This is a genomic window from Prevotella sp. AM23-5 (genome assembly GCF_003473645.1).
In the GTDB taxonomy this organism is placed as follows: Bacteria; Bacteroidota; Bacteroidia; order Bacteroidales; family Bacteroidaceae; genus Prevotella; species Prevotella copri_A.
In genome coordinates this window covers 1-21,984 of the sequence record NZ_QUCG01000058.1, presented here as the reverse complement: position 1 = coordinate 21,984, position 21,984 = coordinate 1, and the positions used below count along the sequence as shown (strand labels likewise).

12 protein-coding genes and 3 pseudogenes are annotated in these 21,984 nt (G+C 47.8%); 12 read left to right on the top strand and 3 right to left on the bottom strand.

What is annotated here, in order from left to right:
• Nucleotides 1-87: 87 nt before the first annotated feature.
• The 4 genes and pseudogenes from DW657_RS13035 to DW657_RS13020 all read left to right on the top strand — a co-directional run.
• Nucleotides 88-285: pseudogene (locus DW657_RS13035) on the top strand (PTS transporter subunit IIC); the annotation flags it as partial.
• Between the two features lie 113 nt (nt 286-398).
• Nucleotides 399-920: pseudogene (locus DW657_RS13030) on the top strand (5-dehydro-4-deoxy-D-glucuronate isomerase); the annotation flags it as partial.
• An 11-nt stretch (nt 921-931) separates the two neighbouring features.
• Nucleotides 932-2,398, top strand: a complete 1,467-nt coding sequence (locus DW657_RS13025) for an MFS transporter (RefSeq protein ID WP_118312872.1) — start codon at nt 932-934, stop codon at nt 2,396-2,398.
• A gap of 244 nt (nt 2,399-2,642) precedes the next feature.
• Nucleotides 2,643-6,131, top strand: coding sequence for a discoidin domain-containing protein (locus tag DW657_RS13020; RefSeq protein ID WP_118312870.1), 3,489 nt, complete (start codon nt 2,643-2,645; stop codon nt 6,129-6,131).
• Between the two features lie 60 nt (nt 6,132-6,191).
• Here DW657_RS13020 and DW657_RS13015 read toward each other — a convergent pair whose 3' ends face one another.
• Nucleotides 6,192-6,932 carry a nitroreductase family protein gene (locus DW657_RS13015; RefSeq protein ID WP_118312868.1) on the bottom strand — a complete coding sequence of 247 codons (741 nt, stop codon included), beginning with the start codon at nt 6,930-6,932 and terminating at the stop codon, nt 6,192-6,194.
• Nucleotides 6,933-7,307: 375 nt separating this feature from the next.
• Between DW657_RS13015 and DW657_RS13010 the strand changes: the two are divergent.
• The 7 genes and pseudogenes from DW657_RS13010 to DW657_RS12980 form a co-directional block, all read left to right on the top strand.
• Nucleotides 7,308-7,829, top strand: a pseudogene (locus tag DW657_RS13010) (ribonucleoside-diphosphate reductase, adenosylcobalamin-dependent); the annotation flags it as partial.
• Nucleotides 7,810-8,193: a dihydroneopterin aldolase gene (gene folB / locus DW657_RS13005; protein ID WP_118312866.1), complete on the top strand. Its 384-nt coding sequence runs from the start codon at nt 7,810-7,812 to the stop codon at nt 8,191-8,193. The pseudogene DW657_RS13010 and the gene folB, both read left to right, overlap by 20 nt.
• A gap of 51 nt (nt 8,194-8,244) precedes the next feature.
• Nucleotides 8,245-9,513 carry an N-acetylmuramoyl-L-alanine amidase gene (locus tag DW657_RS13000; protein WP_118312864.1) on the top strand — a complete coding sequence of 423 codons (1,269 nt, stop codon included), beginning with the start codon at nt 8,245-8,247 and terminating at the stop codon, nt 9,511-9,513.
• A 114-nt stretch (nt 9,514-9,627) separates the two neighbouring features.
• Nucleotides 9,628-10,527 carry an MlaD family protein gene (locus DW657_RS12995; RefSeq protein WP_118312862.1) on the top strand — a complete coding sequence of 300 codons (900 nt, stop codon included), beginning with the start codon at nt 9,628-9,630 and terminating at the stop codon, nt 10,525-10,527.
• A 351-nt stretch (nt 10,528-10,878) separates the two neighbouring features.
• On the top strand, nt 10,879-12,300 hold the full coding sequence (gene dnaA, locus DW657_RS12990; RefSeq protein WP_118312860.1) for a chromosomal replication initiator protein DnaA: 1,422 nt from the start codon (nt 10,879-10,881) through the stop codon (nt 12,298-12,300).
• A gap of 277 nt (nt 12,301-12,577) precedes the next feature.
• Complete coding sequence (locus DW657_RS12985; protein WP_118312858.1) at nt 12,578-15,274, top strand: SusC/RagA family TonB-linked outer membrane protein; 2,697 nt, start codon at nt 12,578-12,580, stop codon at nt 15,272-15,274.
• A gap of 54 nt (nt 15,275-15,328) precedes the next feature.
• Nucleotides 15,329-17,080, top strand: coding sequence for a RagB/SusD family nutrient uptake outer membrane protein (locus DW657_RS12980; RefSeq protein ID WP_118312876.1), 1,752 nt, complete (start codon nt 15,329-15,331; stop codon nt 17,078-17,080).
• Between the two features lie 181 nt (nt 17,081-17,261).
• On the opposite strand, the gene DW657_RS12975 is transcribed toward DW657_RS12980, so the two are convergent.
• Nucleotides 17,262-18,548 carry a M18 family aminopeptidase gene (locus tag DW657_RS12975; RefSeq protein ID WP_118312857.1) on the bottom strand — a complete coding sequence of 429 codons (1,287 nt, stop codon included), beginning with the start codon at nt 18,546-18,548 and terminating at the stop codon, nt 17,262-17,264.
• A gap of 197 nt (nt 18,549-18,745) precedes the next feature.
• Between DW657_RS12975 and rmuC the strand changes: the two genes are divergently transcribed.
• Nucleotides 18,746-20,092 carry a DNA recombination protein RmuC gene (gene rmuC, locus DW657_RS12970; RefSeq protein ID WP_118312856.1) on the top strand — a complete coding sequence of 449 codons (1,347 nt, stop codon included), beginning with the start codon at nt 18,746-18,748 and terminating at the stop codon, nt 20,090-20,092.
• A gap of 2 nt (nt 20,093-20,094) precedes the next feature.
• Here the strand turns inward: rmuC and DW657_RS12965 are convergent, their stop codons facing one another.
• Nucleotides 20,095-21,525 carry an undecaprenyl-phosphate glucose phosphotransferase gene (locus DW657_RS12965; protein WP_199658359.1) on the bottom strand — a complete coding sequence of 477 codons (1,431 nt, stop codon included), beginning with the start codon at nt 21,523-21,525 and terminating at the stop codon, nt 20,095-20,097.
• Between the last annotated feature and the right edge of the window lie 459 nt (nt 21,526-21,984).

Here is a 21,984-nt window from a genome sequence, read left to right as displayed (position 1 = left end):
GATAATAAAAAAAAACAATATACAATGAATAAAAAAGTGTATCTTTGCAAGCAACAAATCATCTAAAAACAAGCAAGGGTGCACTTGGTAATCCTGATTCCGGTTATTCTTGCCATCGCCGTCTTCCTGCCAGGCAACCAGTTCTTGCCATTGGCATCATTGGCAGGTATGTTCTACCTCTTCCCAATGATCTTGCCATTTACCAAGGGTAATGTGGTGAAGACACTGATCATCGGTTTGGTAGCCCTGATTACGTTGGTATGGGTGTGCTCACCATTTTCACCATCGCCCTGCTGGTTCTCAACCGCCAGCGCATCATGAAGGAAGAAAAGGCTGCAAAAAGGTAAAAATATAAAAACAAAATAGCAATGAAGATATTAACGTTAATATTAGCAGCAATGGTATTAACAGTAAGTCAGGCTTTTGGCCAGTGTGGTAAGTGTGGATACGAAGTGAAGGCAGAAAATGCCTACACTAACTATAACGTTCGTTATGCGAGCAATCCTATGGATGCCAAGCATTATACAACCGAGCGTCTCCGCAGTGAGTTCGCTATCGAGAAGGTGTTCGCGCCAGGTGAGGTAAACTGGACCTACACCATGTTCGATCGTTTCCTTATCGGTGGTGCAGAGCCAACAACCGCTCCTTTGAAGCTCACTTCTATCGCTCCGCTTTATACCGATAAGCCAAACGATCAGAAGAATCTGCTCGACAACCGTGAGTTGGGTATCATCAATATCGGTGGCGAGGGAACAGTTACCATAGATGGCAAGAAATATACACTTGCTTTCCAGGAGGCTCTCTATGTAGGTCGTGGTGCCAAGAGCATCGAGGTAAGCAGCAAGGATGCTGCCAAGCCTGCTAAGTTCTATATGAACAGTGCCTGCGCTCATCAGACCTATCCTACCAAAACGCTTAAAAACTGAGACAGATGAGTCCTATTTCAACAAGTAAAATGTCCAACTTCCGTTGGGTAATCTGTGCGTTGCTTTTCATTGCCACCACAGTCAATTACATGGACCGCCAGGTTCTGTCATTAACATGGAAAGACTTCATCGCTCCAAAATTCCACTGGACTGATGACGACTACGGTACGATTACCGGTCTTTTCTCCATCTTCTATGCCATCGCCAACCTCTTTGCAGGTAAGTTCGTGGATTGGATGGGTACCAAGAAGGGTTATCTCATTGCCATCTTCGTATGGTCAACCGGTGCTGTGATGCACGCAGGTTGCGGTTGGGTAGCTATGCAGATCGAGGGTTACGATTCTATCGAGGCACTCCGCATGGTACAGGCTGGCAGTGATGCAGCTGTAGCTATCGCCACCATCAGTGTATGGTTGTTCCTCTCTTGCCGCTTGATTCTTGCTGTGGGTGAGGCAGGTAACTTCCCTGCAGCCATCAAGGTAACCGCTGAGTATTTCCCAAAGAAAGACCGTGCTTTCTCTACAGCCATCTTCAATAGTGGTGCATCTGTAGGTGCCTTGGCAGCACCAGCTACCATTCCGTTGTTGGCTCGCAGCATGGGCTGGGAGTGGGCTTTTATCATCATCGGTGTGCTCGGTTATGTATGGATGGGTCTCTGGGTGTGGCTTTATGAGAAGCCAGCAAAGAGTAAGCATGTGAACAAGGCTGAGCTTACTTACATTGAGCAGGATGAAGATATGGAGAAGGTTGAGGCTGAGAAAGCTGAGACAGCAGAGGCTTCAGAGGAGAAGACAATCGGCTTCCTCAAGTGCTTCAGCTATCGCCAGACCTGGTCGTTCATCGTGGGTAAGTTGATGACCGATGGTGTATGGTGGTTCTTCCTCTTCTGGGCTCCTGCTTACTTCTCTGATCAGTATGGTTACTCTTCAGACTCTGGTATGGGTATTGCCCTCATCTTCACTCTTTATGCGATTGTTACGGTATTGAGTATCGGTGGCGGTTACTTGCCAACCTATTTTGTGGATAAGAAGGGTATGAATCCATATATCGGTAGGATGCGTGCGATGTTGATCTTTGCCTGCTTCCCATTGCTCGGTCTGATTGCTCAGCCTATGGGTGAGTACAGTGCATGGTGGCCAGCTATCATCATCGGTTTGCTCGGTGCGGGTCATCAGGCTTGGTCTGCCAACCTCTATTCAACCATCGGTGATATGTTCCCTAAGTCAACTGTGGCTACCATCACTGGTATTGGTGCGATGGCGGGTGGTATCGGTTCTTTCCTCATCAACAAGGGTTCCGGTATGCTCTTCACCTACGCAGAGGGTCAGGGTTCTGCCTTCACCTTCATGGGCTTCGATGGCAAGCCAGGTGCTTACATGATTGTATTCTGCATCTGTAGTGTGGCTTACCTCGTAGGCTGGTGTATCATGAAGGCTTTGGTGCCTAAGTACAAGCCTATCGTCGTTGAGTAGTTGGTGATTGACGGTTGGTCGTGAACCGTTAAGAAGAAATGAGTACTAGTTCAATTGAAATTTAATGATAGAAGCGCAACAGACTATTTGCCTGTTGCGCTTTTTCTTTGTTTTTATAGGGCATTGGGTATTTTTTGCCCCTAAAATACGCAAGAATAAATAAATTGGTTTAAAATATTTGTGCGTATAATTTTTTTTTGTAACTTTGCACAAAACTTAGTATATTACTTAAACTTAAAAAATAATGAAGAAAGCAGTTGTGGTTATAGCTTTACTCAGCCAGGCTCTGGGCTTGACTTATGCCGATGATCAGACAGGGACAAGGGGTATCGGACAGTATCCGGGACGCCCATCTCAGTTTACGGCTCCTCAAATGGTGAAGGATGATACCTATAGGAACATCGCCTTGAACCGTATGGTATATACTTCCTCGAATGCCGATTTCAATCTTACAGGTCATCTGGTAACAGATGGTATCATCACCAGCAAGGCTCCTTCCTTCCTGAGTGTAAGAACGAATGAAGGCGAGTTGTCCAACCGTGACAAGGAGAAGATGATTGATGGCAACACGGTCACCAGTCAGTATATCAAGGGCGAGAAGGCTTTTGCTGAGTTCAATTGGGAAGCCATGAAGGTAAACCTCAGAAACCTGAAGTTTACAGGTGAATTGGCTTACTATCAGGACAAGGCTACTCAGGGGTATGTGATTCGTGTGATGGGTTCACACAATGGTACGAAATGGGAGGTGCTGGGTGAAGAGAAAGGTACCGGACTTCCTGGCGAGGCTACCAAGCAGCAGGTAAGTTCCGACCCAAACAAGTTCCAGGATGTGGTGCGCCTGCCGCTCCGCAAGCTGAATGTTTCCATTCCTTTGAAGAAACCGGGCAACTATGAGCATGTTCGCATCGAATTTACGATGCCGGGTGCTGCGTGGTGGCGCGTCAAACTCATTGATAATACTACTTCATGGCGTCCATCCATGCACTTCTCCAGTGTATGGAAGTCAGAATTGGCAAAGAATGCCCAGTGGCTCTATGTAGATCTGGGTACTGTGGCTGATTTCGATCAGGTGAATCTCTTCTGGGTCAACAAGGCTCGCCAGGGCAAGATTCAGGTTTCCTGTGATGCCAGAAACTGGAGTGATATTGCTACCCTGGGTCAGCAGAAGCAGAAGGGCTTGACCGAGAAGGTGGCTTGCAAGGGGCATGGCAGATATGTGAGATTGCTGCTTACCCAGCCGGATGCTTCCGGTCGTTATGCCTTGTCAGAGATGCAGGTGATGGGTAAGGGCGGCTTGCGTGCCGAGGCAGCCAACACTTTGGCTTCTAAGAATGGCAAGCAGATGCTCAACCAGTGGCAGCTGCGCCGTGAGGGAAGTGATGCCTGGATTCAGGCTACCGTTCCTGGTACCGTGCTCACCAGCTATATGAATATCGGTGCGGTGCCTGATAACCGCTACGATGATAATATGCGACAGATTTCCGAGTCGTTCTTCAATTCTGATTTCTGGTATCGTACTACCATCAACCATCAGCCATCTGCCAACAGGAACCAGCATACCTATCTCAACTTCGATGGTATCAATTGGAAGGCGGATATCCTCCTGAATGGTGAGAAGATTGGCAGAATCGACGGTGCCTTTATCCGCTCTCGCATCGACGTGACCAAGAAGTTGAAGACGGGTGCCAACAAGCTCGAGGTGCATGTCATCAAGAATGCCCACTTCGGCGTAGTGAAGCAGAAGAATCTCCAGAATACTGACCTCAACGGTGGTGAGTTGGGTGCTGATAACCCAACCTTCCACGCATCTATCGGCTGGGACTGGATTACCAATACCCCTGGTCGTGAAATCGGTATTTGGAATGATGTCTATCTCACCCACGATAACGGTGTGAGCGTTTCCGATCCGTTGGTAACATCTACTTTGAATCTGCCGGATACTTTGGCAACCATGACTCCATCTGTCTTCCTGAAGAATGCAGATGCCGTGGCTAAGACCGTGAAGCTTTCCGGTTTTATCGGTAAGATCCAGTTTGAGCAGGAAGTTAGCCTGCAGCCAAACGAGAAGCGTGAGGTGGCTTTCGCTCCAGCTGATTATCCTCAGCTCAAGAACCAGCGCATGAATCTCTGGTGGCCTAACGGCTATGGTTCACCTTATTTATATGATGCCGGTTTCAAGGTTTCTGACAAGGCTTCAGGCGAGGTAATCTCTGAGGTCAACTATAAGGCGGGTATCCGCCAGATGAGCTATGTCGACCTGGATACCCAGACCAAGATCTATATCAATGGCAAGAGATTGAATCCATTGGGAGGTAACTGGGGATTCTCTGAGACCAACCTCAACTATCGTGGACGTGAATACGATGCTGCCGTTCGTTACCATAAGGAGATGAACTACAATATGATTCGCGACTGGGTAGGTCAGATTGGTGATGAGGAACTGTATGAGGCATGCGATAAGTATGGTATCATGATCTGGCAGGACTTCTGGTTGGCTAACCCATGGGACGGACCGGATCCTGATGACGACAAGATGTTCCTCGAGAACTCTGCCGATTACATCTCCCGCATCCGCAGCCATGCTTGTATCGGTATCTATTGCGGTAGAAACGAGGGCTTCCCTCCTGCATCCATCGACAAGGTGCTGAGAGAGCAGGTGAAGGCGATTCATCCACAGTTGGGTTATATTCCTAGCTCTGCCGACCTGGGTGTGAGCGGTCATGGTCCTTACCAGATGAAGTCCCCATCTTTCTACTTCGCTAACCAGAGCCATAAGCTGCATTCTGAGCGTGGTATGCCGAATGTGCCTACCTTCGAGTCTCTGAGCCGAATGATGGAACCGGAGCATCTGTGGCCTCAGAGCGATGCTTGGGGACAGCATGATTATACATTGAAGGGCGCCCAGGGTGGTGAATCTTTCAACAACATCATGGAGAAGCGATATGGCAAGCCTCAGAGTGCTGAGCAGTTTACCAAGTGGGCACAGTGGCTTAACTATGATGGCTACCGTGCGATGTACGAGTCTTCTCTGCAGGACCGTCTTGGTTTGCTCATCTGGATGAGTCATGCCTGCTGGCCAAGCATGGTTTGGTGTACCTACGATTATTACTTTGAGCCAACCGCCGCTTACTTTGGTGTGAAGAAGGCTTGCGAACCATTGCATATCCAGTACAACCCGGTGAAGAAGGTTGCCGAGGTGGTCAACTTTGCTGGTGGTGCCAAGAATGGCTTGGTTGCCAAGGCTCAGATCTTTGATATGTACGGAAAGATGATCAAGGAGGAGAGTAAGGAAGTGAATGTGGCGGAAGACCAGACTCTCGATGCCGTTAGCGTAAGTGAACCGGATGAGGAGGTTTACTACATCAAGTTGACTCTGGAGCAGAACAACCAGGTGGTTTCTGACAACTTCTATGTGATGGGTAAGGAAGAGGATAATCTCCAGGCTCTCTCTAAATTGCCAAAGGCAGAGGTTGCTGTCAGCGGCAAGCGTTTCGTTCAGCAGGGCGAAGAGTGGGTTGGCGAGGTAGAGATCCGCAATACCGGCAATGTACCTGCTCTCTTGGTTCGCCTGAACCTGAAGGGTGGTGATGGTGAGCAGATCCTCCCTGTTATCTACAGCGATAACTACTTCTCTCTGATGCCGAATGAGTGCAAGACGATCAAGGTATCTTATCGTGATGAGGATGGCAGAGGTCAGGCTCCATACGTAGAGATTACAGGTTTCAATAAGTAAAACTAAAAGTAAAATAAAAAAGCGCATCGGCGAGATTAATTTGCTGATGCGCTTTTTTATTTATTTGAGGAATCCCTGCTGCTTGAGGGCATCGAGGAATCCGATGCTCATGGCTTCGCAATCCTTCTTGGTATATCGGATATCGGTGAAAACCTGGGCTAAGGTTGCTACGTTGTTGATGCGTACAAACTCCTGGTTCTCTTCCAGTGCTTCCTTCTCGGCATAGAAGTCATCAATCTTTTCTGGGGTATAATCCTCGAAATGCTCGTTGTGGATGATGCTGCGCAATGGCAGACGGTCGCTCAGGGCAGGCTGCTCATCCGGCCATCCGATGGTAAGGGTAGCCACTGGCATTACCAGCTTCGGCAACTTCAGGGTGTCGATGATCATTTTCGGCATATACACCGTGGTGCCCAGAAAGCAGGTTCCCAGACCCGCCTCTTCTGCCAGATTGGTAAAAGTCTGCGTGAAGAGCAGGGCATCGGTAGCCGCATTTATGAACGAGAGGATGTTGTCGTATCCCGGGGTTCCCTTGCGGTTTTCTGCCCAGAGGGTGGTACGGCGGTAGTCGGCACAGATGGTGAGTACCACGGGAGCGCCTGTCACCATCGGCTGGTTGAAGTGGGCAGGTGCCAAAGCCTTCTTTCCCTCTTCACTGCGGGTTACCACTACGCTGTAGAGCTGCAAGTTTCCCATAGTAGGAGTGCGCATCGCCTCTTCCAGCAACTGGTTCAAAAGTTCATCTGTTACCTCTCTGTCTGCATATTTGCGAATCGAGGTTCTTTTCTTGATTGATTCCATATCTTGTTTCTTTTTTATATTTCTCTATCATATTCTTATTTTCTGCAAAGATAATGAAAGTTTCCTAAAAAGAACACGGTTCTTTTACATTTTTTGCTTCATAATGAGCTTTTCGTGCGTTTTTTGATGAAATATCTGCTCAAACGTTTCATATTTTAGAAATATTGTTTTAATTTTGCAGCTAATTATTAAACGTTTAATATGGAATATACTGAAAATATGACTTTCGAAGAGGCGAGCCACGCCTTGATGAAAGATTTGAAGACCCGATTGGCTGAGCTGCACGGGCATTTCGATGCTCAGAATGTCGATTGGCATAAGCTCCATCAGCCATTGGCGAAACTTGTTTCCGAAGAAACACAGAAATCAATCGGCAGCCCGGAAGTGGTTGAGGTTCGACCTAAGGAATTGGAGTGCGATGTGGTAAGATACCAGAACAATAAGGAGAAATGGGTGGCTTTGGTCGGATTGCTCAATGGTCATCCCTACGAGATATTCACCGGTTTACAGGATGAGGATGAAGGCATCATGCTCCCCAAGTCTGTCACCAAGGGCAAGATCATCAAGACGGTGCTCCCGGAAGGACAGAAGCGATATGATTTCCAGTTTGTCAACAAGCGTGGCTACAAGATTACCGTCGAAGGATTGAGCGAGAAGTTCAATCCCGAGTATTGGAACTATGCCAAGCTCATCTCCGGTGTTCTGCGCTATCGTATGCCGATTGCCCACGTCATCAAGCTGGTCAATCAGCTGCAGCTCACCTCCGAAACCCTCAACACCTGGCGGGTGGGCGTGGAAAGAGCCTTGAAGAAGTACCTCTATGAAGAAAATGGAATAGATAACTTGGAAAACGGAATAGATTATAAGGAGACTGAAGATGAAATTGATGAGCAGTAAGATATACCTCAGGAATGTGCGTTTCCACGCTTTCCATGGCGTATTGCCGCAGGAGGGAATCGTAGGCAACGATTACCTCGTCAACCTGGTGCTGGATTATGACTTCTCTTCTGTCATGAAAACCGATGATCTTCAGGGAACCCTCAATTATGCCGAGGTCTATCAGAAGGTAAGAGAAGAAATGGCGGTGCCCAGCAAGCTCCTGGAGCATGTGGCAGGCAGAATCGCCCATAGACTCTTTTCCGATTTCCCGGAAATCCAGAAACTCCAACTCTCTATCACCAAGGTAAATCCTCCGATGGGTGCCGATAGCGACGGCGCTGGGGTAGAGGTTGTATTAACAAATGATAAAACTTATAGTTAGAATTAGGTTTTCTGATAATAAAGTAGTAATTTTGCAAAATCATCAGAAAGTATGTGTAAGAAAGTAACACTGATATGGATCTTCTTGTGTGTGTTGGTAATGACTGCATTCGCTGCCAATAAGCGGTTCACGCTGGTCATCGACCCTGGTCATGGTGGTCATGATGCCGGAGCACTCGGAGCCATATCCAAGGAAAAGAATATCAATCTTGCCGTTGCCTTGCGCTTCGGTAAGTATGTGGAGCAGAATCTCCCGGAGGTAAGAGTCATCTATACCCGCACGAAGGATGTCTTCATCCCGCTCAATGAGCGTGCGAATATCGCCAACCGTGCCAATGCCGATCTCTTTATCTCCGTGCATACCAATGCCTTGCCGGCAGGAAAGGTGGCTCGTGGCTTCGAGACCTATACCCTCGGTATGCACCGTGCCAAGGATAATCTCGATGTGGCGATGCGGGAAAACTCCGTCATCTCGATGGAGAAGGACTATCAGCAGAGATATCAGGGCTTCGATCCCCGCTCTTCTGAGAGCTATATCATCTTCGAGTTCATCCAGGGCAAGAATATGGAGCGCAGCGTAGAACTGGCTCGAATGATCCAGCGAGGTGTCTGCGATGGTGCCAACCGTCCCGACAAGGGCGTGCATCAGGCGGGATTCCTGGTCTTGAGAGAGACTTCTATGCCGGGCTGCCTCATTGAGTTGGGTTTCATCACCACTCCTGATGAAGAGCGCCTGCTCAACAATGACAGCAGAGTGGATGATATCGCCCGTGGCATCTACGAGGCTTTCGCAAAATACAAGAATAAGTACGATAAATCGGTTTCCGTTCCTTATCGTGCCTCGGATTCCGAGGATGTGAATATCCCGAAGATTGTTCCGGATCAGGAACCTGCGCCTAAGACTCGTGTCGTAACGAGGGGAAAGCAGCCGAAGCGTGAAGAGGCAACGCCTGAACAGCCAAAGCGGGAGGTGAAGAAGCAGGAGCCGAAGAAGGATGTGAAGAAGCAGGAAACGAAGAAGGATGTGAAGAAGGCTGAGGTAGCCGATGCGCCGGTCTTCAAGCTTCAGATTTTCGTAGGTAGTAGAAACCTTCGCAAGGGTGATGCTCATTTCAAGGGCGAAACCGATTACGATAGTTTCCAGGAAGGCAATCTGGTGAAATACACCCTGGGTGCATCCACCAATTACAACGAAATCTATCGCTTGCGCAAGGAAAAGCTGGAGAAGTTCCCGGAGGCTTTCATCATCGCCTTCAAGAACGGACAGAAATATGACGTGAACCAGGCTATCCGGGAGTTCAAGCAGAACCGCAACCGGTAGTTCCTCCACTTCTCGGGCAGCCTGTAGCTTCCTTCTCGGGTAGCCGGTAGCTCCGCAGCCTGTGATTCGCTCTATATAAATTAGGTATAATAAAAAGAACAAAAATAGATAAATATGAAACTGACAAAGGAAATTAGGATAGCGTTGGTCGCTATTGTAGGTATCTTGGTGATGTATTTCGGAATCAACTTTCTGAAAGGCATCAACTTGTTCTCTACCAATAACACCTACTATATGACGTTTGATGACATCCAGGGGATGGGTGCTTCTACCCCTATCTATGCCGATGGCTACAAGGTGGGTACCGTGGATCAGCTGGATTTCGACTATTCTGGAAAGGGTCCCATCAAGGTCAAGGTGGATATCAATAAGGATCTGAGAATCCCTGCGGGTAGTACCGCAGAGATTTCTAAGGATATCATGGGCAATCTCCAGGTGAGTCTCCTGCTTGCCAACAATCCTCGTGAGCGTATCGAACCGGGCGGCATCATTCCTGGTACGGTGAATTCCGGTATGATGGGCAAGGCTGCCGAAATGATTCAGGTTGTTGAGAAGATGCTGCCTAAGCTGGATTCCATCCTCACCAGTGTGAATGCACTCCTGGCTGATCCTGCCCTGGCTGCTTCCCTCCACAATGTGGAGACCATCACCAGCAACCTCACCGTTTCCACCCGTGAGCTGAATACCCTGATGGCTGGATTGAACAAGCAGGTTCCGGGTATGATGAAGAAGGCGAATGGCGTTCTTGACAATACCAACCGACTCACCTCTAATCTGGCGAGCCTTGATGTGCAGGGCACACTCGACCGTGTGAATGCCACCCTCGATGGTGCACAGAAGTTCACCGAGCAGTTGAACAGCGGAAAGGGTAGCCTCGGTCTCCTCATGAACGATACCCGTCTCTATGAGAATCTGAACTCAACGATGTCGCATGCCGACTCTCTGGTCATCGATCTCAAGGCGCATCCAAAGCGCTATGTTCACTTCTCAATTTTTGGCAAGAAAGACAAATAGAGACTCGGATATGCCGTTTTAAAGGCTTCTTTGAGGAAAATGCCAAAATAAATTTTGTCTAAATAACAAAGGCAATGTTTCACGCCCCGGAATAGCTACAGAACTTGTTGTTTTTTAGCTATTTCGGGGTGTTTCAAAATTGTTTCACTGCCCCTAAAACGCAATTGTGGATAACTTTCTTAGTTGCTTGATTATGAGATAGTTATCATGGTAGTCTTAAAATATTATAAATAGCCCGATTTGCTACTTTGGGCTTTTTTTTGTAATTTTGCAGTCGATTTGCATCAGATGGTGCAATCTGATGTAGTGTTAAGGTAAAAAATCAATTAAAATAAGTAGTAAATAGTGTCAATGTTAGCAAGTCCAAAAGCGCTTTGGGACAATAGTCTTTTGCTTATAAAAGATAATGTGTCAGAGCAGCAATATAATACATGGTTTCGACCAATAGTCTTTGAGTCGTACAAGCCTTCGACCAAGACTCTGTTGGTTCAAGTTCCAAGTCCATTCGTATATGAGTACTTGGAACAGAATTATGTTGGCTTGTTGAGCAAGGTCCTTCATCGCAATTTCGGCGATGGCATCCGTCTCACTTATCGTGTGGTAACGGATAAGGAACACAGGTTGACCCAGGATGTGGAAGCTGATCCGGCTGATATTGATGAGGCTGAGCGCAAGAGATTGGCACAGCAGCCACAGACACAGGCTAGCCCGGCAGAACCACAGCAGCCTGAAGACATTGACACCCAACTTGATCCGAAACTCACCTTCAATAATTATATGGAGGGTGACAGCAACAAGCTGCCACGTTCGGTGGGATTGTCTATTGCTGAGCATCCGAATACCACGCAGTTCAACCCGATGTTCATCTATGGTCCTTCTGGTAGCGGAAAGACTCACCTGGTGAATGCCATCGGTCTGAAAACCAAGCAGATGTATCCGCAGAAGCGTGTGCTCTATGTCAGTGCCCGCCTCTTCCAGACACAATATACCGATGCGGTGCTGCATAATGCGAGCAATGATTTCATCAATTTCTACCAGTCTATCGATGTGCTCATCGTGGATGATGTGCAGGATTGGGCAGGCAAGGCGAAGACCTTGAATACCTTCTTCCACATCTTCAATCACCTCTTCCGTAATGGAAAGCGTATTATTCTGGCGAGCGATCGCCCTCCGGTAGAACTCAAGGATATGCCAGACCGACTCATCACCCGTTTCTCGTGTGGACTGGTGGCGGAGTTGGAGAAGCCGAATGTGGAACTCTGCGTGGATATCGTGAGCAACAAGGTGCGCAAGGATGGACTGAAGATTCCGAAGGATGTGGTTTCCTTCATCGCACAGACCTGCAACGGCAGTGTGCGTGATCTCCAGGGTGCCATCAATGGTTTGCTGGCTTACAGTATTGTATATAACAGCAGCATCGATATCCGACTGGCTGAGCGTGTCATCAAGCGTGCCGTCAAGGTTGAGGAGAGCAACAAGGTGCTCACCCTTGATGAAATCGTGGAGGCGGTCTGCAATCATTACAAGGTAACGGTGGCTGCAGTCAACAGCAAGAGCCGCAAGCGTGAGTACGTGGAGGCGCGTCAGGTGGCGATGTTCATGGCTCAGAAACTCATCAAAATGCCTGCTTCCAGAGTGGGTAAACTCATTGGTAATCGCGATCATAGCACGGTTATCCACAGTTGCGCCAAGGTAGAGGAGCGACTGAAGATTGATGCCGAGTTCTTCGATGAACTCTCTAGCATCGAGAATGGATTGAGAGTGAAGAGATAATTAACATAGAAGAGATAATTATCATAGATAAGCACGGAACCTTGGTATAGTGGTTCTCGTTTATATAAATGAAACAAAAGGAAGTCGGATAAGTTTGTATTTGTCTTGGCTTCCTTTTTCCGTTTTTCTTTCCTTCGAACTTTATGATTACCTTGTACATAAAGTATTTTGAGCCTTTTTTCGAAAGATTTTTGGGAAAAAGCGATTTTGTATCATTCTTTTTTATTATATTTGCAGTCGAAATAGATTTGAGCCTAAACTAAACTCAGATATAGTTATGGAACAGAACTTAAAAGTTATATTATATGCCGTGGGTGCGATGATTCTTGCACCTCATACCCTCTATGCCCAGTCAGAAAATATCAAAGGTCTGGATTCATTGCGCTTATACGGTTCGGTGAGCGTGGTGGAGCCTGAACTGCTGAAGAAGGGCGTACTCAATAATGCCCTTGATGCCTTGAATGGACAGACGGCTGGTGTAAACGTTACTACCAATGGTCTCGACCGTATTGCCATGCTCAACTCTGTGCGGGTTCGTGGTACCACTTCTATCATGGGCGGCAACGACCCATTGGTCATCATCGATGGTGTAACCTCGGATGTAGCAACGCTTGCTACGATCTATCCTGCTGATATCGAAAGCTTTACCGTGTTGAAGAATGCCAGTGAAACCGCTCTTTATGGTTCTCGTGGTGCTTCGGGCGTTATCCAGGTGAAGACCAAGAAGGGAACGGGTAAGGGATTCCAGATTTCTTACGAGGGCAACTATGGCATCGAGGCGATGTTCAAGAGTATGGAGATGCTGAATGCCGCTGAATACATAGCTGCTGCACAGAAGTTTGGGCTGGAATATAACAATAAGGGATTTGATACCAATTTCTCCAAGGCAATCACCCGAACCGGAAATGTGCAGAACCATTATCTCGCCTTCAGCGGTGGTACTCCGCAGAGCAACTATCGGGCTTCCTTCGGCTATATCGACCATAACACCATCATCCGGAGCAAGGGCTATCGCAACCTGGTGGCTAAGATTGATGTTACCCAGAAGGCGTTTGGTGATAGACTGACGGGTGATTTCGGCGTATTTGGTTCATCCTATAAAAACAATGATATCTTCGACAGTCAGATGCTTTTCTATTCTGCCGATGCCATGAATCCTACCTATCCTTTTGATAGGCTGAATGGCAGTTGGGTGAAGAATGGGGCTGCTTCGCAGGTGAATCCTCCCGGTGCCCTGCTCGAAGAGCGCAGGGATACGAAGAACATGAACTTCAATGCCCATCTGAAACTGAACTATGATATTTGGAGCAACCTGAGCATTTCTGCCTTTGGGGCATACAGTTATACTTCCAACGAGAATAACCAGTTCTGTCCTACCTGGGTGTGGGCGCAGGGCAATCTCTATCGTGGGGAGTTCAAGAGCGAGGAATGGCTTGCCAATGTTTCCTTGAACTATCAGCGGGTGTGGGGCATTCACAGCCTTAAGGCGATGGCAGGTGCTGAGTATCAGAAGGATATCCGTACGGGATTCTGGACTTCTGCCAAGGGATTCTCAAACAATAGTATGTATTACCACAATATCGGTGCTGCCGCTTCCCGACCTTTCGGCGGTACAGACAGCAACTATGAAGATCAGGCGCTGGCTTCCGTGATGGGCAACATCGACTATACCTTATATAATAAGTACAGTCTTTCGGTTTCTATGCGTGGCGACGGTTCTTCTTTGGTGGGCGATGACCATACCTGGGGTTTCTTCCCATCCGTTTCCTTATCCTGGGATATGAAGCAGGAAGAATGGCTTCGCCAGCTCAAGGCGATTACGATGCTCAAGTTGCGTACGGGTTATGGACGTTCGGGTAATCTGGGCGGCATCTCTGCCTATACCACCATGAACACAGTGAGACAGAACGGCATCGTTTCGGTGAACAGTTCGCCTGTGGTAACGATGGGCATGATCCGCAACAACAATCCCGACCTGAAGTGGGAGACGCGTGCCACCTGGAACTTGGGTGCCGACCTGGGGTTGTGGAACAACCGTCTCGTGCTGACGGCGGAGTATTACTATTCCAAGACCACCGATATGCTCTATGCCTACGATGTGCCGGTGCCACCTTTCGCCTACGATAAGCTCTTGGCAAACATCGGTTCGATGAGCAATCAGGGATTGGAGGTGGGCTTCTCCATCACGCCTATACAGAAGAAGGATATGGAGTTGAACATCAACATGAATCTGGCTTGGCAGAAGAACAAACTCCTCTCGCTCAGTGGCGAATATGATGGCATGCAGATGTCGGCGGCGGATATCACGGCGATGGGTGCCTTATCGGGTGCCGGTCAGCATGGCGGCTATAACAATGTGGTCTATCAGATAGTGGGACAGCCGCTGGGTGTCTTCTATCTACCTCATTGCAAGGGACTTGTAGAAGATGGCAACGGGCATTATCGCTACGATATAGAAGATTTAGATAAGAACGGAACCGTGGATTTGAGTGATGGCGGTGACAGATATATCGCCGGACAGGCAACGCCAAAGGTGACGCTTGGCTCAAACATCAGTTTCCGTTATCGCGACTGGTATCTTTCCTTGCAGATGAATGGTGCTTTTGGACATAAGATTTTCAACGGAACGGGGCTGGCATATACCAATATGTCGAGTTTCCCGGATTACAACGTGCTGAAGGGTGCCCCGGAGAAGAACATCGTTGACCAGAATGTATCCGATTATTGGCTGGAGAAAGGTGATTATCTTAACTTCGAGTATCTCACCCTGGGTTATGATATTCCAATCCGCAAGGGGGTGGTGCAGTCGCTCAGGGTGTCGGCAAGTGTGAACAATCTTGTCACTATCAGCAGTTATAGCGGACTGACGCCGATGATCAACAGTTATGTGGTGAACAGTACGATGGGTATCGACGACAAGCGGACCTATCCGCTTTACCGCACCTTCTCGCTGGGTTTGAGTGTTCAATTCTAAATGCAGGACTTTAAATGCAGAATTCTAAATGCTGAACTTTAAATGCAGAAATATATGAAACGATATAGACTATACTTTTTCCTGATAGCAGCCTTGACAATGACATCGCTGACGATGACATCCTGTCTGGATGAGCATCCGAAGGACCAGCTCGAGGAGGAAGCCATTTATGGCTCTGCCTTAGATATTTATACCAACGCCGTGGCTTCACTCTATAATTATATCGGCGGCACCAACGAGAGTGAGGGGCTTCAGGGCACCTGCCGTGGCATCTACGACTACAACACGCTGACTACCGACGAGGCGATGATTCCGATTCGTGGAGGCGACTGGTATGACGGTGGGTTGTGGAATGCCATGTACCGGCATGACTGGACGGCTGATGATGAGCCGCTTTATGATACCTGGAAGTATCTCTATAAGGTGATAGTTCTGGCAAACAAGTCGCTCGACATCATTGAAGCCAAGTCGTCTCTGCTCACAGCAAACCAGAAAGACCAGTTCCAGGCAGAGGTACGTGCCTTAAGGGCATTGATGTATTATGAGGCGATGGATATGTTTGGCAGGATTCCGGTTATTCTGTCTTCGGGAGAAGCTGCCCTTTATGCGAATGCTGGGGGAGCTGATGCCACTCTTCCTTCTGTCACAGGTGCTGCTCTTCCTTCTCAAAGCGAGCGGAGCGAGGTGTTCCACTTCGTTTTCAGCGAGTTGCAGCAGGTGCTGCCTTATCTTCCCGATGAGCATAGCAACAAGGAGGGCAATTACTATGGCCGCATCACGCAGCCTGTGGTTAACTTCCTGCTGGCAAAATTGGCGCTGAATGCCGAGATTTACATGTTTGATGATTGGACCAAGGGGTATGCGAAGCGACCTAAGGGCAAGGATATCTATTTCATGGTGCAGACTGCCGATGGAGCCTCTCTGCTCAATGGCGGCAAGGCGAGTGCGAACCGCAGCAAGAAGTTGAATGCCTGGGAAACCTGCATTTACTATTGCGATAAACTTGCCGGGGAGGGGTATGACCTGGAGGCAGATGATGCCTTCAATTTCTCTACGCACAATGAGACATCGAAGGAGAACATCTTTACCATTCCAATGGATAAGAACATCTATACCAATCAGTTTCATTATCTTTTCCGCTCTTACCATTATACGCATGGTGGTGCCTTGGGATGGGGTAGTGAGAATGGTACCTGTGCTACGATTGCTACGATGAAGGCCAACCGTTATGGCGAAGCAGACGAGGACACCCGTTGCAGGATGAACTTTGTGGCAGGTGTAGTGAAGGTGGATGGCAAGGAACTGCTGATGGATAATGGCAAGCCTCTGGAGTATCAGCCTTTTGAGGTGGCTCAGAACCTGACTGGCAGCAAGTATATCAAGACGGCTGGAGCGAGAATGGCGAAATACGAGGTAGATAGAACTTCGTATATGGATGGCAAGTTGCAGAGCAACGATATAGTTCTTTTCCGTTATGCCGATGTACTGCTGATGAAGGCGGAAGCCAAGGTTCGCCTGGGAGAGAATGGTGATGTGGAACTGAACAGGATCCGTGCTCGTGTAGGCATGCCGAATCGCAAGGCAACGCTTGCCAACATCCTGGAAGAGCGATTGCTGGAACTGGTATGGGAAGGTTGGCGCCGCCAGGACCTCATCCGTTTCGGCAAGTTTACCGCAGCTTATGATCTCCGCACCCCACTTCAGGGCGAGGAATCTGGCTATACCACCGTCTTCCCGATACCGCAGAAATGCATTGATTTGAATAAGAAACTGGAGCAGAATAAGGGGTATGAGAAGAAATCATAAAGAGCATAAGTAAACTCCATACACCCTTTCCGATCCTAGTTTCTTGTCTCCATACGCCCTTTCCGATCCAAGTTTCTTGTCTCCATACGCCCTGAAAGGGCAGAAGCTCCTAGCCCAGGGCATCCGCCCTGGGTAATTATGGATGCAAGCCTGCCGCCCTGTAAGGGCAAAAGCTTTCAAATTACAGCTGATAGAACTTGGTGAAAGCCTTCACGCAGTATTCGTGATCCATCACGCTGCCGGTTTCACGGCAACTGTGCATGGCGAGAATGGCATTACCCATGTCCACGCCCTTCAATGGAATGGAAGAGGCGAGGATATTGCCCAAAGTGCTTCCGCCAGCCACATCACTGTGGTTCACGAAGCGCTGACATGGCACACCGGCTGCCTCACAGATATTCGTGAAGATGGCAGCAGATACCGCATCACTCGCATACTTCTGTGCCGCATTGAACTTGATGACCGGACCGCCCCCCAGCATCGGATGATTCGTTGGGTCAAACTTCTCGCTGTAGTTAGGATGCCAGGCATGCGCATTGTCGGCAGAAATCATGAAGGCACGCTCCACAGCCTGATAATACGCCTCCTCCGTTCCGCTCTGTGCAAGAGCGATGCGCTGCAGCATATAAGAGAGGAAAGGACTTCCCGCACCCTGCTTAGTCTGCGACCCCGTCTCCTCATTGTCGAAAATCGCCAGCACCTGGGTCGTATCCTGGGCATCAGCCGCCGTCAGAGCCTCTACGCCAGCCCAGCACATCGATAAATCATCGAGTCGTCCCGAAGAGATAAACTCATCGTGCACACCGAAGGTGCAGGCAGGAGTGGCATCCGCCAGATAGAGATCGAAGTCGAGGATATCCTCCTTCTGGATATTCAGTTCGCCGGTAATCACGTTCATCAGCAGATTACCCTTTTCCAGTTCATCGTTGATGATGCCGAGGATAGGGAGCACATCCTTCTGCTTGCTCAACTTCACGCCATCGTTCACCTGACGGTTGAAGTGGATGGCGAGATTACTGATCTGCAGCAGAGGTCGCTGGATATGGAGCAGGAGCGTCTTCGGATGCATCGCATCCTCGCCCTTTACGATCACTCTACCCGCCAGAGTGAGTGGACGGTCGAACCAGGTTGACATAATCGGACCGCCATAAACCTCGGTATTCAGTTTCACGATGCTGCCCTCGCAAGTCATCTCAGCGTTAGGCTTGATGCGGAAGGTAGGGGAGTCGCAGTGAGCGCAGATCATGTGGAAGCCGGCATCAGCCAGTGTCTTCTTTCCGATTTGGAAAGCATAGATAGAAGAGTCGTTCTTGGTAACGAAGAACTTGTCACCAGCCACAACCTTGCCCAGCGGCTCCTGAGGGTTCAATCGTCTGAACCCATTTTTCTCCAATTCCTCAGAGATATTCTTCACAGCCAGGAAGTTCACTGGCGAAGCGTCTAAAAAGGATAATAATCTTTTGATCATAGTCTATATCTTATATATTAATTATGCTGCAAAGATAATGCAAAATTTTCATTTAATCTCATATTTCTACTTGTTTTTTCCATAATAGTTAAATATCTACAAGAATCCCCCATGATGTTTGGTGTTATGTTTTGAAAGCATTAATTTTGCACATCATAATTTTGGTAGATATACAGAATCATTTAAAACAAAGATAAATGGAAATAGTAATAGGAATCGTTATAGGTCTTGCCATCGGATTCTTCGTGGGCAAGCTGATGGAAGGAAAAAAGGCGGGAGAGGAGAAAATGCAGCTTATAGCGAAGGCTCAGGTGCTGCAGGCTAATATCGAACAGAGTAATCTGCATCATGCTTCTGAGGTGCAATCCTTGAAACAATCTCATGCTGCTGAGGTTCAATCCTTAAAAGCCCAGATGGAGAACGAACGGCTGTTTGCCGAAAAGCTCCGTGCTGAAAGCGACCAGCAGTGGGCGCAGAAACTCGAAAGCCTGAAGCAGGAGATGCATCGCATGACCATCGAACAGCAGAAGGCTGCTGCCGAACAGCTCGCTGCCAAGCAGTCTGCCCTCCAGGAAAACAACCGACTCCAGATGGATGAACTCCTGAAACCTATCAAGGAGCAGTTTGCCGATTTCAAGAAATCGGTAGAAGAGAGCAAGACCCAGAACGAGGTGAATAAGAAGGAACTGCAGAGTACCTTCGAGGCTACGATGAAACTCTTCCAGCAGGAACAGCAGCAGGCTGTAACAAGTCTGAAGGAGCAGACTTCGAAGATCGGCTCCGATGCCGCCAACCTTACCAAGGCATTGAAGGGCGATAGCAAGATGCAGGGCGACTGGGGTGAGATGGTATTGGAAACTATCCTGGAAAACAGCGGTTTGCGCAAGGACGAGGAGTTCTTTATCCAGGAGAATACCAAGGATGAGAACGGCAAGAACTTCCGTCCCGATGTCATCGTGCGATTCCCGGAAGGCAGGAGCGTGGTGATAGATAGCAAGGTATCTCTCACCGCCTATACCGATGCCTTGGCGGCAGAGACCGATGAGGAGCGAGAGCGGTTGATGAAGTCGCACGCCCTGAGTGTGCGCAAGCACATCGATGAGTTAGCGGAGAAGGATTATTCGAAGTTGGTAGAAGATGCCATCGGTTTTGTCTTGATGTTCATACCGAACGAGACCAGTTATATTGCAGCGATGAAGCAGCAGCCGGATTTGAGTCGTTATGCCTATCAGAAGAAGATCATCATCATATCTCCGAGCAATCTCCTGATGGCGTTGCAGCTGGCGTATAATCTCTGGCAGTATGACCGTCAGAACAAGAATGTAGAGAAAATTGTGAAGACGGCTGCCGATCTTTACGACAAGGTCGTAGGTTTTGAGGATACCTTCACGAGCATAGGTGATCTCCTCACCCGCCTCTCCGGTACCTATGATAAAGCGAAAAAGCAGCTTTATGATGGTACCGGCAATGTAATGAGAAGGGTAGAGAGCCTGAAGAATCTGGGTGTAACTCCCAAAAAGCAGATCAAGGCATTAGAGGAGTAATTTTAATAAGCGTTTTTATCCGGGCAGATAATACTCTTGGCTGTCAGGAGGATAATACGGATGTCAAGCCAGAACGACCAGTTCTCGATATACCAGATATCTCGCTTGATGCGCTCCTCCATCTGCCAGAGCTCCTTCGTCTCACCACGGAAACCCGTTACCTGAGCCCAACCGGTAATGCCTGGCTTCGAGAAGTGGCGAACCATATACTTATCAATCAAACTGCCATAAACCTCAGTGTGATACAACATGTGAGGTCTAGGACCCACGATACTCATGTCGCCCTTCAATACATTAATAAATTGAGGGAACTCATCAATATTCGTCTTTCTCATGAAGTTGCCGAACGCAAACTTTCTTGGGTCATTCTTCGTCTCCTGAGCCTTGTCAGAATCCTTGTTCACATGCATCGAACGGAACTTCAGACACATGAATGTATCACCATTCAGACCCGTTCTAGCCTGACGGAAGAAGATAGGACCCGGACTCTGAATCTTGATAATCAGCGCAATGATTGGAATGAAAGGCAAGAAACAGAGACAGATTACACCACTCACGGCGATATCGAAAGCACGCTTGAGAATACGGTTTGAGATAGAAGACAGCGGCTCATGATGGTTCGTGTAAACCGTCTTACCCATAAAGTTCTTGGAATCCAAATGCAACTTATATTCGCCGAACAAACGAGGCAGATAATAGAAATGCACCACGTTCTTGTCACAGAAACGCATGATCTTCACAATCTGGTCAGATTCCTTATGCGACAAGCTGCAGAAAATCTCATCCAGACCATAAGATGAACCGTTGATGGTATCGTTCAGCTTGGACTCTAAAATTTTGTTAAGATCCTGCATGGTACCCAGTTTTTTCAGTTCCTGAGGCGCTCCGGCGATGTCATCATCGGCATAATAACCCTTTACGATATAACCCGCAGAAGGATCTTCTGTCATGGTAATGTACATTTCTCTTACGGCAGGATCGCTACCCACGAAGATCACGGTACGACTGTTTCTACCTCTGGCACGGTGATATTTCAGAACCTTGAGCTCGATGAATCGACTGATGATCAGAGCAAGATAGTAAGAGATGCCGAAGTAGAATCCGAACGTAAATATTTCTCCACCATGACTGAAGAATTTCAGGAAGACCATGAAACAGACGGTAGCACAAAGCGCCAGGAAGAAAGTACGTTTGAGTACTTGCTGCAAACCGATTCGTCTTACATGAATGATAGTACAGTAGTTGTATTCGCCGATGGCGAGAGCAACGTTTGCTATAAAGAATGTAATCTTTGTTTTCAGATCTAGGTAGTCGGGAACATGAATGAATTCGATGTTGATAAAGCCCAATAGTAAGCAGTTGAGGATGATGAAGTCAACTAAGACCACCAACCTTCTAATCAGTATGTTTCCTTTATAGATGTTTTTTTCCATAAGAAATTATATGTAATTTAAATTTTTCGATTTCTCTTCTTAGAATATAAATTCCTCGTAAATTCGACCGCAAAGTTAGCAATAAAAACTGAATTCCCCAAACTTTTCCCCATCTTTTTTCCCTCCGCAAATCCCTCCTGTTCTCCCCCTCAATAATTATTTTAAAATCAACTGTTTTTTTTTGTTAAAAATCACTTTTGTAAAGTGATATATTCTTTATTATCAATAAAAACCATTAATTTTGCAGCCGGAAAAAGCATTCTGGCTGCAAACCCGCTCAGAATCCTGGCGGCGCTATAGCAGAGCCAGCTACATCCTTCCCTTCAGAGAAAGGAAGGTTTGGTTAGAATGTGGAGCTCCCTTTGGGAAGGGATAATCTTCTATCATTTACAAATAGAAATATATAAAAGAAGAAAAGGATAAAGGTATATGACCTAAAATCCGCAACTATCATCCAAT